Here is a 15,802-nt window from a genome sequence, read left to right on the forward strand (position 1 = left end):
GACGCGTTTTTGGGTCGACGGCCGGGATGAACGCAGAACGATCACGGATGGAGAATTTGCGTAACGCAAAGTGCGACTTTTACCTACCAAAGGCCGCATTTCGGGATTAACCATATGGCTATGGACGTGCGGGATTCGACCGGGACGGTTGGACAGATGCCGGTGGTGGCTCGTTCGCGCGCCCACGGCAGGGTCAGCCGTTTACGGAGCGCCCTGCGTGTCTCCGCTCTCTCACTCCTAATCCTCGCAACATTGTTTGCCGGCGGCTTCGGCTGGTTTGCCAACAAGGTCAGCCACTTGACCACGCCAGCAAACCCGGCCAAGGCCGATGCCATCATCGTGCTGACCGGCGGCCAATCCCGCCTCGACGCGGCGATGGACCTGCTGGCGTCCGGCAAGGGCGAGCGTCTCCTGATCAGTGGCGTGCACCCTTCCGCCAGCCGTCGCCAGCTGCAGGCCGCGACCGGTGGCGATAAGAAGCTGTTTTCCTGCTGCGTCGACATCGACCGCGCCGCGCTCGACACGATCGGCAATGCCGAGGAAAGCGCCAAATGGGTCGAAAGCCATGCCTACAACACGGTGATCCTCGTCACCAACAACTACCATATGCCGCGCAGCCTGCTGGAAATGGGCCGGCTGCTGCATGGCGCCAAGCTGGAACCCTATCCGGTGGTCAATGCCAATCTCGACAATGGTGGCTGGCTTACCAAGCCGCAGGCCCTGCGCGTGCTGTTCACCGAGTACAACAAATATCTGCTGGCGCTGGCACGCGGCATCGTGCCGGTGAAGCAGACGCCCGACGGCCTCGCACTGGCCGAGACCGCGGCTGGCGGCTGAGCCCTCGGCGCTGCATCATAACGCTTCGTCTCTCCCTTTCGACGCCTTCAGGCGCATGATCTCCTGCTCGAGCTGTTGAATACGCCTGTCCCGTTCGGCGAGTGCCGCCGCCACATCCGCTGCCTCGAAACGCTGCGGAATATGTTGCGGGCAATTGGCATCCCAGGCCGAGACCGTGAACAGGATGACCTGTTCGGCACGCGCCTTGTAGTCCTGCGGCATCAGTCTCGCCGTCAGCTCGGCATCGTTTTCAACGACGCGCGCCGTGCCCCAGATCTTGATGCGCTGGCGCAGCATGTAGTCGATCAGGAACAGGAAGGAGCGCGGGTTGTCGGCCAGGTTGCCCTGCGTGATGAACTGCCTGTTGCCCGAAAAATCCGCGAAGCCGATCGTCTTCTCGTCCAGCACCTTGAGAAAACCGGCCGGCCCGCCGCGATGCTGGATGTACGGCTGGCCATCGCCATTGGCCGTCGACAGGAAGATGCTCGTCTGCATCTCGATGAAAGCGGCAAGGTCCGGCGTGATATCAGCCTGCCAGCCGCCGCGCTCCTCGACTCGGGCGTAAGACTGGCGCGAGCCTTTGCGCGCCTGGATCGCCTTGACGGTCGGCGTAAAGGCGACGTCGCTGGTGAATGCATGCGCGTTCATCGAAAGCCTCCTTGCCCGGAACGGGACCTATGGCAGTTGACGCGACTCCGGACCGAAACCGTTTCACACTTTTCCTGGAGTTACTCTAAAGCCCGAGCTCCGACAGTGATGGATGGTCGTCCGGGCGGCGCCCGAGCGGCCAGTGATATTTGCGGTCGGCCTCGCTGATCGGCAGGTCGTTGATGCTGGCGATGCGCAGGCGCATCAGCCCGTGTTCGTCGAACTCCCAGTTCTCATTGCCATAGCTGCGGAACCAGGAGCCGCTGTCGTCGTGCCATTCATAGGCGAAGCGCACGGCGATGCGGTTGCCGTGGAACGCCCAGACCTCCTTGATCAGCCGGTAGTCGAGTTCACGTGTCCATTTGCGTGTCAGGAAAGCCTGGATCGCATCGCGCCCCTGCAGGAACTCGGAGCGGTTGCGCCAGCGGCTGTCGGTCGTATAGGCGAGCGCGACACGTGCCGGATCGCGCGAGTTCCACGCATCCTCCGCCATGCGCGCTTTCTGCGCTGATGTCTCGGCGGTGAAAGGGGGAAGCGGAGGACGGCTCTCGGACATCGCGGTTCCTTCATTGACAGGCCGCCATATGCGAGCCGTTTCATCAGATGTAAGGCCTTCCACCATTTAAATGCAGATGGCATATTCGCAACCTATCCTTCCATTTTCTGGGAGCATCAATGGATCGTCTCGAAGCCATGTCCCTTTTTGTCGCTGTGGTGGAGGCCGGCAGCCTTTCCGCCGCGGCGCGCCGCTTCGGCATTCCGCTGGCGACCGTCAGCCGCAAGGTTTCCGATCTGGAGCGCCATCTGAACACCCGTCTCCTGAACCGCTCGCCCCGCCGGCTGATACCGACCAATGCCGGCGAGGCCTATCTTGCCGCCTGCCGGCGCATACTCGACGATGTCGATGAGGCGGAACGCACGGCGGCGGGCGAGTACAGCGCCCCGACCGGTGAGCTTGCCATCACCGCCCCGGTCGTCTTCGGCCGCCTTCATGTGCTGCCGGTCGTCACCGGCTTTCTGGCCGCCTATCCTGACGTCAACATCCGCCTCACCCTGGTCGACCGCGTAACCCAGCTGGTCGAGGACCATTTCGATCTGGCGCTTCGCATCGGACAATTACCCGACTCGAGCCTTGTTGCCCTTGGCGTCGGCGCGATCCGCCGCGTCGTCTGTGCCAGCCCGGCCTATCTGGCCGAGCACGGCACGCCCATGAGCTTGGATGACCTGGACGCGCACGGTTGCGTCACCTTCGAGGGGCTTGCCTCCGCCGCCCAATGGATCTTCGCCAGCGGCAAGAGGGAAGTCACGGTTCCGGTCCGCTCGCGGCTTCAGGTCAACACCGCCGAAGCGGCGATCGACGCCGCGATTGCCGGCGTCGGCCCGACGAAGGTGCTCTCCTATCAGGTCGATGCCGCGGTGCGGTCCGGCATGTTGCGTATCCTGCTGCGGGAATTCGAGCCGGAACCGTGGCCCGTCAGTCTGGTGCATGCGGGCCACGGCCTGTTGCCGGTCAAGCTGCGTGCCTTTCTCGACTTCGCCGCCCCGCGCCTGAAGGAGCGGCTGGCCCGATTGGGATAGCGTGACCGGATCAAGGCCGCGTTTGCGGACCTTGCTTCAGCATCGGTCGGAATAGGCCTGGGCCATTTCCTTTTTCCCCGCGCTTGGTGTAACCAACGCACACTTCCTCACCGGACCTCCCCCATGCTCTATGTCAGATCGCTGGCGTTCAACTTCGTCTTCTACGTCAATCTGATCGTCCAGATGATCCTCTGGACGCCCTACTATTTCCTGTCTCCCCGTCACCGCGCCTGGTTCGTGCCGAAATTCTGGTCGCGCAGCTGCATGTGGCTCTATGACAAGATCGCCGGCACCAAAAACGACATCACCGGGCAGGAGAACCTGCCTGAGGGCTCTTTCATCCTGGCACCCAAGCACCAGTCGTTCTGGGACGCGATCGCTTTCTTTCCTTTCCTTCAGGACCCGCTCTACATCCTCAAGCGCGAGTTGACCTGGATCCCCTTCTTCGGCTGGTACATCATGAAGATGCGCATGATCCCGGTTGATCGCGGCAGCCGCTCCAAAGCCTTGAAGGCCGTGGTCGCGGCGACCAAGGAAGAGATGGCGCGCAACCCACGCCAGCTGATCATCTATCCCGAGGGCACGCGCCGGGCGCCGGGCGACGAGCCGGCCTACAAATACGGCATCGTCGAAATATATACGCAGCTTGGCGTTCCGGTGGTACCGGTCGCCCATGTCGCCGGCCTCTATTGGCCGCGCCGCAAATTCCTGCGCTATCCCGGCACCATCAAGGCGCGTTTCCTGCCGCCAATACCGCCCGGCCTGAGCAAGGATGAGTTCATGGCGCGGCTGATCGGCGAGACCGAAGCCGCCTGCGACCAGCTTCTTGTCGACGCATCGCGCACTCCAAACCCTCCGGCCCTGCCGCCTACGGCGATCAAGCGGCTGGGGGAACTTGGCGTCAAGGCTTGAAGCGAACGCCCCGGCTGGCAATCAGCCGTAAACCGCCAACACCGTGGTCAGCACCAGCGTTGCGGCAAAGAACAGATTGATGACCCGCGACGCCGCCGGCCTGCGCAACATGCCGGCGAACGCCGCCCCGGCGACAAGCCAGAGGGCGTGGATGGCAACGATCATCAGGGTGAGAACACCAAGCTTCGTCCATGGGCCGAGCCCGGCGCCGGCCTCGCTCGAAGTAGCACCGGCGAACACGGCGGCGATCGCCACATAGGCCTTCGGGTTGGCGACCGCCAGCAGGAATCCAGCCGGCCCGGTCGGGCGCGAAGCCTCGGCAGTGCGTGCCGCGAGCGGCGGCGCCGTGGCGATCCTGAAAGCGAGATAGAGAATGTAGGCCGCCGACGCGGCAGCCAGCAACGGCGCCAGCCCCGGCATCGAAGCAAGCGCCGCCATGAACCCGGTCGCCACGACCAGCAGCACGGCAATCGTGCCAAGCACGATCCCGCAGGTGTAGCGCAGCGAGTGGCGCAGGCCGAAGGCGGCGCCAGCGGCGGTGACGCTTATCGTTGCCGGCCCCGGGCTGCCCATGACGACGGTCGATGCAAGCACAAGCGCGAGAAGCTGGCGCCAAGGGGCCGGCTGCGAAAGAAGCGGTTCGAACATTTGCACCTCATCCTGCCCTGTGTGCGAAGGACGGTATGGCAAGACTTGAGGGTGGTCTTGGACGTTCGTGCGCGGCGGCGCGGGGAGCTTCAGCCGCTGGCCTTGTCGAGTTCGGCGATATCGTCGGCGGTCAGTTTCAGCGACGCAGCCTTGATCAGACTGTCCATCTGGCTCGGCTTGGTGGCGCTGGCGATCGGCGCGGTGACGCCTGGCCGCGCGATAACCCAGGCAAGCGCGACTTCCGCTTGCTTGGCCGAAAGCCTGGCCGATACCGCGTCGAGTGCCGCAAGGATGCGCATGCCGCGCGGGTTGAGATAGTCCTTCACTCCGCCGCCACGGAGGCTTTGGCCAAGATCGGCCTCGCTGCGGTACTTGCCGCTCAGGAAACCCTTGGCGAGGCTGAAATAGGTGATGACGCCGATATCCTCGGCCACGCACAAATCGCGCAGCGGCCCATCGAACGAGGAGCGATCGTAGAGATTGTATTCCGGCTGCAGCACCTCATAACGCGGCAGACCGCGCAGGCTCGCCACATCGAGTGCCGCCCGCAACTGGCCGGCATCGAGGTTGGAGCAGCCGATATGGCGGACCTTGCCCTTGGCGAGCAGCTTCTCATAGGCACCGAGGGTTTCCTCATAGGGCGTGGTCGGATCCGGCCAGTGCGACAGATAAAGATCGATGACATCGGTCTGCAGGCGTTCCAGCGACGCCTCGACGGCCTTTTCGATATAGGCGGCGGAGAGGTCCTTGTGGCCCTGCCCCATATCCGAGCCGACCTTAGTCACCACCACGACCTTGTCACGGTTGCTGCGGTCTTTCATCCAATTGCCGATGATGGTCTCCGATTCTCCGCCCTTGTGGCCCGGCACCCAGCGCGAATAGGCGTCCGCCGTATCGACGGCATTGAGTCCGGCCCCCACGAAACGGTCGAGCAGGTCGAAAGAGGTTTTCTCGTCGGCGGTCCAGCCGAAGACATTGCCGCCCAGGACAAGCGGCGCGATGAAAAGGTCGGTGCGACCGAGACGGCGTTTCTGCAAGACGGATCTCCGTGATGTTGGGGACGGGGCGGATGTCGCCCGCGGGCCGAGGGTTCGGAGCCTAACCTAGGTCTTGACCCATCGAGGTCAAAGGCCTGGCGGCCTTTTTCCGCCAAGCCAAGGCTCACAAAGGCGCTACCTGGTGCGCAACATCCTCCAGCCAATGATCGCGGATTCCCAGCGCTTCCAGATGCTTCAGCGTACTGAAGACATAATCCTCGTTGTTGCCGGATTGGCCGATCGCACCGCGCACCACGGCAGCCGCATCGGCGGCTGTTAGCGTGCCTGCATATTGCTCGTGCTTGCGGTCGACGATGTAGGCAACCGCTTCGACCATATCGCCGCCGTCGAGGCGAATCTTGAGCGTGCGCTCGAGATAGACGCTGGTGACGAGCTCGCGCTCGCGCAGATAGGCAATGACCTCGTCGCGCAATTCGCCAGGCACACGGTATGCAAGGCCGACGCAGGAACCGCCATGGTCGAGACCGAGAACCAGTCCGGGCCGCTGGCGCGTGCCGCGATGGACGAAGGAGTAGACACAGAGCGAGCGGCGATAGCCATGCAGCTGCGCGCGCCGCGTCTCGACATGCGCGAAACCCGGTCGCCAGATCAGCGAACCGTAGCCAAACACCCAAAAATCGCCCATATCGCTGCGCCTGATCGCAAAAAGAATGGCAATGCCGCACCGGAACACGGTGTTTTTTCCGACCGTCTCCGTCTACCTATTCGTCTCTGTCTACCTGGTGTTGTCGGAATCGAAGGTCCGTCCACCCATACCCATGCGTTAACGAGAGCCAAAGCATGACGTCAAGTGACGACCGCCGACCAAAGTCCCGCCGCGGCCTGTTCTGGCTCGTGGCGTTCATCGTTGTGCTGTTCGCCATCTACAGCGCCGGCTGGTTCTATTTGGCCAACAGGGTCAGGACCGAGGCCGACAAGGCGGTCGCCACGCTCAACAAGAGCGGCATCCAGGCCGGCTGCGCCAACCTCCAGGTCAGTGGCTATCCGCTGAGCTTTGCCGTCTCTTGCGACAATCTGGCCTATGAGGACGACGCCAAGAACATCGCGGCCTCGTCTGGCTCCTTCAATGCGGCCGCGCAGATCATCCAGCCCCTGTCGCCGACCGCCGATCTGCGCGGTCCGCTCAGGACCTCTGTCCCCGGCATGGTGCCGCTATGGATCGACTGGGACAATCTGCAGGCCAACGTCAAACTGTCATGGCCGCTGCCACGGCGCGTCGCATTGCAGGCGGAGGGCCTGTCCGGTCAAACCGATCCGGCCGACGACACCGATCCGGTGGAACTGTTCAGCGCCGGCAAGGCCTCAGGCCAGCTGCAGCCGAACGGTCAGGACGTCGACTATGTCGGCAGCTTCACCGATCTCGAGATCGACCCCGACGCGATTGGCGGGCGCGTGCTGCCGGCGCTCGATGCCAGCGGCGACGCCACGCTGAAGAATGGTGTCGCGCTGATCGGAACGCAGGTGAAGAGCCTGCGCGGCCAGAGGGTCGAGATCCGCAACCTCGATCTGTCGTCAGGCACGGCGCGGGTTACCGTGTCGGGGCCGCTGTCGGTGGATGCCGAAGGCCTGGTTGACGCCGATCTGATGATCAGGATCAAGGATCCGAAAGCCGTGGCGACAATTCTTGCCGGCGCGATACCCGAACAGAAGAACGCCATCGAACAGGGCTTTGCCGCTCTCGCTCTGCTCGGCAAGGAACCGTCGATGCCGCTGAAGGTGGTCAAGGGCAAGGCCGCTCTCGGCTTCATCCCGCTCGGCAAGATCAAGCCGGTGCAATAGCTTCGATGGCAAGACCCGTGAAGCTCCTGAGTGTCGGCGCTCTGACGCTGGACACGATCCTGCATGTCGAGGCGCTGCCCGCGCATCAGGGAAAGTTCATCGCTTCGGATGGCGTCCAGATCGCCTCCGGCATGGCCACGAGCGCTGCCTGTGCCGCGCAGCGCCTTGGCGCCGAGGTGTCGTTGTGGGCGAGCACCGGCGACGATCCGATCGGCGATCAGCTGATTGCCGGGATCGCGGCGGAAGGGGTTGATTGCAGCCATGTGCGCCGTGTCAGGGGCGCCCGCTCGGCACTGGCCTCGATCCTCGTCGACGCGCATGGCGAGCGCATCATCGTGCCGTTCTATGACAGCCGGGCCCAGGCCGATCCATTGGCCTTGCCGTTCGCGGACGTCACGACGTTCGATGCCGTGCTCGCCGATGTGCGCTGGCCTGGAGCCGCGGCACTTGCCCTCAAGGCGGCGCGCGCTGCCGGCCTCCCGGCAATTCTCGACGCCGATACCGCGCCGCTGGCGGTGCTGGAGCAGATGCTGCCGCTGGCTTCGCATATCGTCGCCTCCGAACCGGCGGCGCGCATCGTCTGCCGCCACGCGCTCGCTCCTGAAACCGCTTGCGCCGAATTGGCCTCGCGTACCGATGCTTTTGTCGCCGTCACCGGCGGCGCGGAAGGCACCTGGTGGTTCGACCGCTCGGCCCGAATTGTTCGCCACGTCGCAACGCCAAAGGTCAAAGTGGTGGACACGCTGGCAGCCGGCGACGTTTTTCACGGCGCCTTTGCGGTGGGACTTGCGGAAGCCATGCCGATAGAGAACGCCCTGCGCTTTGCCAGTGCCGCCGCCGCGCTCAAATGCCAGCGCTTTGGCGGCCGGCTGGGCGCACCGGGCCGGGCAGAAACGGTGGCCATGGTCGCGGCGACGTGGCCTGCCAACTAGCTCCTAAATTCGTTACAGCAGTTTACATGTGCCCCCGGGTCATCGAAAGAGATAATGCCCGCTCATTGCCGTTTCTTGGGTTATTCTGACGCAGTGATTCGAGGCTATGTTGCTGGCGGCCCCTTGGAGGTCACATATGGGTCTCGAATATTGGGATGCCACACGCGGCAAGTGGATATTGTATCACAGCCAAGCGCAGCATAGTTTTGACTGCGAACAGTATCCTTTCGAGGCCATTCCGCGCCGTGTATTTCTTGACACAAACGTCGTGAATCTCATGGTGAAGTATAGCGGGCATATCTTCGAACAAACTTGGTTGCCCGAAGGGCTTGACCAGACCCGCGCGCATGACATTGAGGCGCTGATGCACGTGTTCCACATCGGTGGCCGGGCTCCTTGGGAGATCGTCGCGTCGCACAAGACCATTGAAGAAATCGGCGAGACACCGGACACGGGTGTGCGGGAACGGCTATTGGATTATGCCTGCGGGCTCGTCCATCCGTCTTCGGAAGAAAGCGCCTATGCCGCGACTTTAGGACGGCGGCTTCTTGACGCGCCGTTCACGGCTGCGCTGTCAGACCCATCCGACCGGGAGCTAATCGGCAACGCAATTGGCTTGGACTGCGACGTATTCTGCACCTGCGATCGGCGCACCATTGTGCGCAAGCGTGAGTACCTACACCAACTCCCCATTCGCGTCGTTACGCCCGCCGAATGGTGGGCACACATCAAACCTTGGGCTGGGCTATGGGGCTAGCTAAGAGCGGATCGATAGGAGCTTGCGTTGATGGTCCGCGCCAAGGATAGTCTAACGAGCTAAAGCGAAGGTTCCTGTTTAGCCGCTTAGCTAGGACCAGCTTATCCCTTCGCCGGATGTTCGACCGCCTGGCGGCCGAAGTCGGGGGCGTCGATATCCTGGCCGGCCTCGATGATCGAGCGGCGCACGGCACGGGTACGGGTGAACAGGTCGAACAGCTTGTCGCCGTCGCCCCAGCGGATCGCCCGCTGCAGGAACGCCAGATCTTCCGAGAACCGCGCCAGCATTTCGAGGATGGCGTCCTTGTTGTGGAGGCACACGTCCCGCCACATGGTCGGGTCGGAGGCGGCCAGACGCGTGAAGTCGCGAAAGCCGGAGGCGGAATATTTGATCACTTCCGTCTTGGTCACCGATTCCAGATCGTCGGCGGTGCCGACGATGTTGTAGGCGATGATGTGCGGCAAATGCGAAACGATGGCCAGTGTCATGTCGTGATGCTGCGGGTCCATCGTGTCGATGTTGGCGCCGCAACGGCGCCAGAATTCCGACAGCCGTTCCAGCGCATCCGGATCGGTGCCCGGCAGGGGCGTGAATATGCACCAGCGATTGTCGAACAGGTCGGCAAAACCGGCATCCGGCCCGGATTTTTCGGTACCCGCCAACGGATGGCCGGGAATGAAATGGACGCTGTCAGGGACATGGGGCTGCATCTGCGCGATGACGGAGGCCTTGGTCGAGCCGACATCGGTGAGGATCGCACCCGCCTTCAGGGCCGGTGCGATTTCCTGCGCCACCGCGCCGGACGAGCCGACCGGCACCGAGACGATGACCAGGTCGGCGTCGCGGACCGCTTCTTTCGCGTCGGTGGTGTAGGAATCGCCGAGGCCCAGTTCCTCGGCCCGCTTGAGCGTGGCGGCGCTGCGCGTCGAGATGGCGACATGGCGAGCCAGCCCCTCGCGGCGGATGACGCGGGCCAGCGACGAGCCTATCAGGCCGATGCCGACCAGCGCGATCTTCTCAAACATCGGTGATGTCATGGTGCTCTAGCTTTTCAGGAATGTCGTGAGCGCGGCGACGACGCCGCGATTGGCCTCTTCGGTGCCGACGGTCATGCGCAGCGCATTGGGGAAGCCGTAGCCGGAAACGCGCCGCAATATATAGCCGCGAGCTGTCAGGTAGTCGTCGGCCGCCGCCGCGGAATGCTTCTGGTCGTCCGGGAAATGAATGAGGATGAAATTGCCGACGCTAGGCGTCACGCGCAGCCCAACACCGGTTATCTCTTCGGTCAGCCAGGTGAGCCAGGTCTCGTTATGCGCGACGCTGCGCTCGACATGGGCACGGTCACGGATCGCGGCGATGCCAGCCTCGATCGCGGTGGCGTTGACGTTGAAGGGACCGCGCACGCGATTGATGGCGTCGACGATGTGCATGGGCCCATACATCCAGCCGATCCGCGCCCCGCCCAGGCCGATCTTGGAGAAAGTGCGGGTCATCACCACGTTCTCGGCGCTGCCGACCAGTTCGATGCCGGCTTCATAATCGTTGCGGCGGACATATTCGGCATAGGCTGCGTCGAGTACCAGAAGCACATGCCTTGGCAGGCTGGCATGCAGGCGGCGCACCTCCTGGAATGGCACATAGGTGCCGGTCGGGTTGTTGGGATTGGCGAGGAACACGATTTTGGTACGCGGCGTGACGGCGGCCAATATCGCGTCGATGTCGGCGCGCTCGTCGGTCTCCTTGACCACGACAGGCGTGGCGCCGGCCGATTGGATGTAGATCTTATAGACCATGAAGGCATGTTCGGTGAAAATGGCCTCGTCGCCTGGCGCCAGATAGGTCTGCGCCAGCAGGCCGAGGATCTCGTCGGAGCCGTTGGAACAGATGATGTTCTGGGGGTTGAGCCCATGCACCTCGGCGATCGCCTCGCGCAGCCGCCTCGCGGTGCCATCGGGGTAGATGTCGAGCCTGGCGGCAACCTCACGCGCGGCCTCGATCGCCTTTGGCGACGGACCGAGCGGGTTCTCGTTCGACGACAGCTTGTGGACTTTGGCGACACCGGCGGGTGCCGTGCTCTTGCCGGGCACATAGGCATCTATGTCCATGATGCCCGCGCGCGGTGTTGGACGTGCCTGATCCGGTGTCTGGTTCATTTTTTGCAAAATCCGTCGAAAATGCCTTCATCGGAAGGCCGCAGCGGAAATACAAGTCGTGGCCCGCAATGTCGAGAGGCGGCAGTGGGGCCAGCGGCCGGCATTGACGGCAAGGCGGGCGAGTTCTAGAACAGCAGCGAACTTCCGTGGTGATTTGGCCGGTCGGCTTGCAGCCACGTTAAACAACTCGCTAAAGGGCCGTTTGCGTGACGTAACCGGCTTGCGAAGGCAATGCCGGTTTTTTGTTGTCCGTGACCGGCCGGACGAACGCATCGGCGGCGCGCGGATCGGCAGCGATCCGCGCCAGGGCTCGGTGCAGCAAGAGAGACGTGATGGCCGCTCAGCGCGCAGGAAAGACCAACAACGAGGCCGACCAGCCGTCGAGCCCGGTGTTGCGTTTCGGGCCCGACAAGCCGCTCAAGCTCGACGCCGGCACGCTGCTGTCGCCGTTCCAGATCGCCTATCAGACCTATGGCACGCTGAACGATGCCCACTCCAATGCCATCCTCGTCTGCCACGCGCTGACCGGTGACCAGCATGTCGCCAATACCAATCCGGTGACCGGCAAGCCTGGCTGGTGGGAAGTGCTGATCGGCCCCGGCAAGATCATCGACACCAATCGCTTCTTCGTCATCTGTTCCAACGTCATCGGCGGCTGTCTGGGCTCCACCGGCCCGGCTTCGACCAATCCCGCCACCGGGAAACCCTATGGGCTCGACCTGCCTGTCATCACCATTCGCGACATGGTGCGTGCGCAGCAGATGCTGATCGACCATTTCGGCATCGAGAAACTGTTCTGCGTGCTCGGCGGCTCGATGGGCGGCATGCAGGTGCTGGAATGGGCGTCGAGCTATCCAGAGCGCGTCTTTGCAGCGCTGCCGATCGCCACCGGCGCCCGCCATTCCTCACAGAACATCGCCTTTCACGAGGTTGGCCGCCAGGCCGTCATGGCCGATCCGGAGTGGCATGGCGGCAAATATTTCGACTATGGCAAGCGCCCGGAAAAGGGGCTGGCGGTGGCGCGCATGGCCGCCCACATCACCTATCTGTCGGAAGCCGCCCTGCACCGAAAATTCGGCCGCAACCTGCAGGACCGCGAAGCGTTGACCTTCGGCTTCGATGCCGACTTCCAGATCGAAAGCTATTTGCGCCACCAGGGCATGACCTTCGTCGACCGCTTCGATGCCAATTCCTATCTCTACATGACCCGGTCGATGGATTATTTCGATATTGCCGCCGACCATGGCGGCAGGCTGGCGGACGCCTTCGCAGGCACCAAGACCCGCTTCTGCCTGGTGTCCTTCACGTCAGACTGGCTGTTTCCGACCGAGGAAAGCCGCTCCATCGTGCACGCGCTCAACGCCGCCGGCGCCTCGGTGTCCTTCGTCGAGATCGAGACCGATCGCGGCCATGACGCCTTCCTGCTCGACGAGCCGGAACTGTTCGCGGCCATCAACGGCTTCATCGGCTCGGCGGCGCGCGCCAGAGGGCTCAATCCATGACTGTCAACGGTACGCAGCGCGTTGACCTCGAGGTCGTCGCGAATCTCATTCCCCCGCAATCGCGGGTGCTCGATGTCGGCTCCGGCGACGGCTCGCTGCTCGAACTCCTGCAGGAGACCAAACAGATCGACGGCCGCGGACTGGAACTGTCGCAGCGTGGTGTCAACGAATGCGTGGCACGCGGCCTCTCCGTCATCCAGGGCGATGCCGACAAGGATCTCGAATTCTATCCCGACAAGGGTTTTGATTTCGTCGTCCTGTCGCAGACCCTGCAGGCCACCCGTAACCCGAAGCTGGTGCTCGACGAACTGCTCAGGATCGGCAACCGGGCGATCGTCTCCTTCCCCAATTTCGGCCACTGGCGGGTGCGCCTGTCGCTGTTCGTCAAGGGCCGCATGCCGGTGACCAAGGACCTGCCCTATTCCTGGTACGACACGCCCAACATCCATTTCTGCACCATCCGCGACTTCGTCAATCTGTGCGAGGAACTGGGCGCGACGGTGGAAAAGGCAACCGCGCTCGACGCCAACGGCCAGAGGATCGGCCTGTCGATGCCCTGGTGGTTCTGGAATTTCTTCGGCCAGCAGGCAATATTTTTGCTGAAACGATAATGGTTGATATCTGGATTTCTTCGTGCTCCTAAGAGGTTGCTTGAATTCTTGACGCCGTAATGGGATCTCTTGGAACGTGCCGCTAAATTCCCCGAGCTATTCCCTGGTCCTGGAAATGGAGAACGCCAGGTCGGTCGACCTCGAAGAGGTCAGCGTCGGGCTGACTGCGTTGGCGCGCGAAATCGGCGCTGTTTCTTCGCTGGGTTTTGCTAGGCCCCAGATCGTTATCTCCCATGGCGGAGACGAGGCGGATACACTTTTGCTGAGAAGCAATATCGCATCCGCAGCATCGCAGCTCGAGCAGGTTGCCGACTTGATCTTCGCCGCATGCCCAGGCGGACGGTACTACGATCTTAAGAACAACGGCATTCCAGCAACCGACGGCGATGTCGTCATTTTTACAGACTCTGATACGGTCGTGGAATCTGGATGGCTCTCGGCCATGCTCGGTCCATTTCAAGATCCAGCGACCGTCGCCGTAAATGGTTACACCTACCTTTACTACGACGACTTCATGTCGAGAACGTTTGCGCTGATCTGGTTTTTCCCAATGGCGCAAAAGGACACGCGTTTTGCTTCGAAACGGGCGATAAACGCCAACAATGTGGCTTTTCGCCGTGACTGGATTGCCAATCACCCCTTTCCCGAAAACAATGGTTTCAAGGTTTCCTGTACGCTCCTGATGCGTGCGCTTGAGCGCGACGGCCACAAGCTCGTCAGCGCCAATGCACGCGTCTATCATCACCCGCCGCGCGGCTGGCGATTCTTCCGCTGGCGCGCATTGGTGACCGGCCGCGATGCCGACCGGAAATTTAGAGAACTGGGGAGTTCCCATCGTGGCCGCCGGATCGCAAAGTCGCTCAGCCGGTGGCAGACCATGTCGTGGCGTACAACACGGCGCGTCGTACGGCATGCCCGGCAGACGGGAATGCCGGTCTGGCAAATTCCAATGTCTCTGCTTGTCGGCCTGGCATTCTACAGTTTGGCATTTTGGGGCCAGTTCAGCTTGGCCGTGGGTCTCGTCCATGACGAGATTGAAGTTCTGCCCGACTTTGCGGGTGAATGAATGCATTCACGCCCAAAACCGACGGCACCAAACAGCAACCGCAATCGTTCCTATCCCAGGACATCCGTAGCCCCGTGCGGATGTTCGACGCCGTTGGCGAACACCACGTCGGATTGAGAATTGTTGGTGCGCAGCGACAGTATCGCCTGCTAGGGTCCGGACCCATAAATCGCTTTCATTGATGCGGCTGACGTGATTCAAGGTCACCAACTGGAGGCTTCGATGGATCGGGACTATTTCTGGCTGACGGGCGAACAATTCTCGAAGCTCAAGCCGCATCTCCCGACTGACACGCGGGGCAAGGCTCGCGTGGATGACCGGCGGGTTATCAGCGGCATCATCCACGTCATCAAGAGCGGTGGACGCTGGGTGGACGCACCTGCCGCCTACGGTCCGAGGAAGACGCTCTACAATCGCTTCCATCGCTGGGCTAACAAGGCATTTGGACCGGCATATTCCAAGCCTTGGCCAGTGCTGGTGGGCCACCGGCACAACTGCTTATCGATTCCTCGGCTGTTCGTGCCCATCGCAGTGCGGCGGGCGGAAAAAGGGGGAACTCAACCAGGCCATTGGCAGATCACGCGGCGGGCGCACCACCAAGATCCACGCCCTGACTGATGGAATGTGCAGGCCTGTCGCCTTCCTTTTGACCGGCGGCAACGTCGCCGACTGCAAGGCGGGCGAAGTGCTGATCGATCAGATGCCGACGACAACCCTGCTGAACGCCGACAAGGGCTACGATAGCGACGCAATTCGTCGCCAGGTCAAGCAGCGCGGCGCTTTCGCCAATATTCCACCGAAGGCAAACAGGAAGTGGAAGAACTGCTTCTCGCCCTACCTCTACCGCGACCGCAACGCCATCGAGCGCATGTTCTGCAGGCTCAAGGACTTCCGCCGCATCGCCACTCGATACGATCGATTGGCTACCAACTTCCTCGCTGCGGTCTGCATCGCAGCGACAGTCAGCTATTGGCTCTAACGCCGAACCCGAACTACTTGCAAAATTGTGGGATCAAGGGCAAACAGTAGTCTGGCGTGATGTCGACGCTCAGTGCGGAAGGACAGGTCGCTCCTGTAGGGCCCGCAGCGGCATTTCGGGCTTAGATAGTCGGGGTAACCCGTTTCGGTGCGAATCCGAACCCGGTCAGGGTCGCCCCCTGATCGCCTCACAACCATTCAAGCGCAATGTTGCAGAGACTGATGACAGCGCTGCAGCGCTCGCGCCACAATTATGAGTCTTGGCCCTAGTCCCCTGGAACAAAAGTAAGCTTCATTTTGTTTGGCTTCTGTCACAAGAGCAGGAGTTTGATTCATGGCTGGC

The 15,802-nt window shown here is 62.3% G+C and carries 16 protein-coding genes, 2 pseudogenes and 1 riboswitch; of the genes and pseudogenes, 10 read left to right on the top strand and 8 right to left on the bottom strand.

Translation table 11 applies throughout. The annotated features are described in order from the left end of the window. Nucleotides 1–114 precede the first annotated feature (114 nt). Complete coding sequence (locus tag FJ934_RS24985) at nucleotides 115–837, top strand: YdcF family protein (protein ID WP_140613090.1); 723 nt, start codon at nucleotides 115–117, stop codon at nucleotides 835–837. 15 nt (nucleotides 838–852) lie between these two features. On the opposite strand, the gene FJ934_RS24990 is transcribed toward FJ934_RS24985, so the two are convergent. Further along, complete coding sequence (locus FJ934_RS24990; protein ID WP_140613091.1) at nucleotides 853–1,485, bottom strand: pyridoxamine 5'-phosphate oxidase family protein; 633 nt, start codon at nucleotides 1,483–1,485, stop codon at nucleotides 853–855. Nucleotides 1,486–1,570: 85 nt separating this feature from the next. Then, complete coding sequence (locus FJ934_RS24995) at nucleotides 1,571–2,041, bottom strand: DUF1348 family protein (protein WP_140613092.1); 471 nt, start codon at nucleotides 2,039–2,041, stop codon at nucleotides 1,571–1,573. 119 nt (nucleotides 2,042–2,160) lie between these two features. Between FJ934_RS24995 and FJ934_RS25000 the strand changes: the two genes are divergently transcribed. Together FJ934_RS25000 and FJ934_RS25005 are read left to right on the top strand one after the other, a co-directional pair. Beyond that, the gene (locus FJ934_RS25000; RefSeq protein WP_140613093.1) at nucleotides 2,161–3,063 is read left to right on the top strand and encodes a LysR family transcriptional regulator; all 903 of its coding nucleotides are present in this window, start codon (nucleotides 2,161–2,163) and stop codon (nucleotides 3,061–3,063) included. A 123-nt stretch (nucleotides 3,064–3,186) separates the two neighbouring features. Next, nucleotides 3,187–3,975 carry a 1-acyl-sn-glycerol-3-phosphate acyltransferase gene (locus FJ934_RS25005; RefSeq protein WP_140613094.1) on the top strand — a complete coding sequence of 263 codons (789 nt, stop codon included), beginning with the start codon at nucleotides 3,187–3,189 and terminating at the stop codon, nucleotides 3,973–3,975. A 21-nt stretch (nucleotides 3,976–3,996) separates the two neighbouring features. Here FJ934_RS25005 and FJ934_RS25010 read toward each other — a convergent pair whose 3' ends face one another. The 3 genes from FJ934_RS25010 to FJ934_RS25020 form a co-directional block, all read right to left on the bottom strand. Beyond that, nucleotides 3,997–4,623: a LysE family translocator gene (locus FJ934_RS25010; protein ID WP_140613095.1), complete on the bottom strand. Its 627-nt coding sequence runs from the start codon at nucleotides 4,621–4,623 to the stop codon at nucleotides 3,997–3,999. A gap of 89 nt (nucleotides 4,624–4,712) precedes the next feature. Further along, the gene (locus FJ934_RS25015; protein WP_140613096.1) at nucleotides 4,713–5,660 is read right to left on the bottom strand and encodes an aldo/keto reductase; all 948 of its coding nucleotides are present in this window, start codon (nucleotides 5,658–5,660) and stop codon (nucleotides 4,713–4,715) included. Between the two features lie 124 nt (nucleotides 5,661–5,784). Then, nucleotides 5,785–6,306: a gamma-glutamylcyclotransferase gene (locus FJ934_RS25020; RefSeq protein WP_140613097.1), complete on the bottom strand. Its 522-nt coding sequence runs from the start codon at nucleotides 6,304–6,306 to the stop codon at nucleotides 5,785–5,787. Between the two features lie 155 nt (nucleotides 6,307–6,461). Between FJ934_RS25020 and FJ934_RS25025 the strand changes: the two genes are divergently transcribed. The 3 genes from FJ934_RS25025 to FJ934_RS25035 all read left to right on the top strand — a co-directional run bounded on the left by FJ934_RS25025 (nucleotide 6,462) and on the right by FJ934_RS25035 (nucleotide 9,149). Further along, entirely contained in the window at nucleotides 6,462–7,460 is a 999-nt protein-coding gene (locus FJ934_RS25025; protein ID WP_140613098.1) for a DUF2125 domain-containing protein, read from the top strand. Between the two features lie 5 nt (nucleotides 7,461–7,465). Beyond that, the gene (locus FJ934_RS25030; RefSeq protein WP_140613099.1) at nucleotides 7,466–8,392 is read left to right on the top strand and encodes a sugar kinase; all 927 of its coding nucleotides are present in this window, start codon (nucleotides 7,466–7,468) and stop codon (nucleotides 8,390–8,392) included. Nucleotides 8,393–8,528: 136 nt separating this feature from the next. After that, on the top strand, nucleotides 8,529–9,149 hold the full coding sequence (locus FJ934_RS25035) for a hypothetical protein (protein ID WP_140613100.1): 621 nt from the start codon (nucleotides 8,529–8,531) through the stop codon (nucleotides 9,147–9,149). Nucleotides 9,150–9,250: 101 nt separating this feature from the next. Here the strand turns inward: FJ934_RS25035 and FJ934_RS25040 are convergent, their stop codons facing one another. Together FJ934_RS25040 and hisC are read right to left on the bottom strand one after the other, a co-directional pair. Then, nucleotides 9,251–10,186, bottom strand: coding sequence for a prephenate/arogenate dehydrogenase family protein (locus tag FJ934_RS25040; RefSeq protein WP_181165764.1), 936 nt, complete (start codon nucleotides 10,184–10,186; stop codon nucleotides 9,251–9,253). A 6-nt stretch (nucleotides 10,187–10,192) separates the two neighbouring features. After that, nucleotides 10,193–11,302, bottom strand: a complete 1,110-nt coding sequence (hisC, locus tag FJ934_RS25045; RefSeq protein WP_140613102.1) for a histidinol-phosphate transaminase — start codon at nucleotides 11,300–11,302, stop codon at nucleotides 10,193–10,195. 136 nt (nucleotides 11,303–11,438) lie between these two features. Beyond that, a riboswitch (SAM riboswitch) is annotated at nucleotides 11,439–11,516 on the top strand. A 118-nt stretch (nucleotides 11,517–11,634) separates the two neighbouring features. Between hisC and FJ934_RS25050 the strand changes: the two genes are divergently transcribed. The 3 genes from FJ934_RS25050 (at nucleotide 11,635) to FJ934_RS25060 (ending at nucleotide 14,481) form a co-directional block, all read left to right on the top strand. Then, on the top strand, nucleotides 11,635–12,804 hold the full coding sequence (locus tag FJ934_RS25050; protein WP_140613103.1) for a homoserine O-acetyltransferase: 1,170 nt from the start codon (nucleotides 11,635–11,637) through the stop codon (nucleotides 12,802–12,804). Further along, nucleotides 12,801–13,415: a methionine biosynthesis protein MetW gene (gene metW, locus FJ934_RS25055; RefSeq protein WP_140613104.1), complete on the top strand. Its 615-nt coding sequence runs from the start codon at nucleotides 12,801–12,803 to the stop codon at nucleotides 13,413–13,415. The genes FJ934_RS25050 and metW overlap by 4 nt, the downstream gene beginning before the upstream one ends. 115 nt (nucleotides 13,416–13,530) lie before the next feature. After that, on the top strand, nucleotides 13,531–14,481 hold the full coding sequence (locus FJ934_RS25060; protein WP_140613105.1) for a glycosyltransferase: 951 nt from the start codon (nucleotides 13,531–13,533) through the stop codon (nucleotides 14,479–14,481). A gap of 50 nt (nucleotides 14,482–14,531) precedes the next feature. Here FJ934_RS25060 and FJ934_RS28570 read toward each other — a convergent pair. Continuing rightward, nucleotides 14,532–14,630, bottom strand: a pseudogene (locus FJ934_RS28570) (DUF1330 domain-containing protein); the annotation flags it as partial. 73 nt (nucleotides 14,631–14,703) lie between these two features. On the opposite strand from FJ934_RS28570, the pseudogene FJ934_RS25070 reads away from it, so the two are divergent. Beyond that, nucleotides 14,704–15,460: pseudogene (locus FJ934_RS25070) on the top strand (IS5 family transposase). Nucleotides 15,461–15,802 lie beyond the last annotated feature (342 nt).

Origin of the sequence: Mesorhizobium sp. B2-4-12 (genome assembly GCF_006441575.1) — a bacterium.
In the GTDB taxonomy this organism is placed as follows: domain Bacteria; phylum Pseudomonadota; class Alphaproteobacteria; order Rhizobiales; family Rhizobiaceae; genus Mesorhizobium.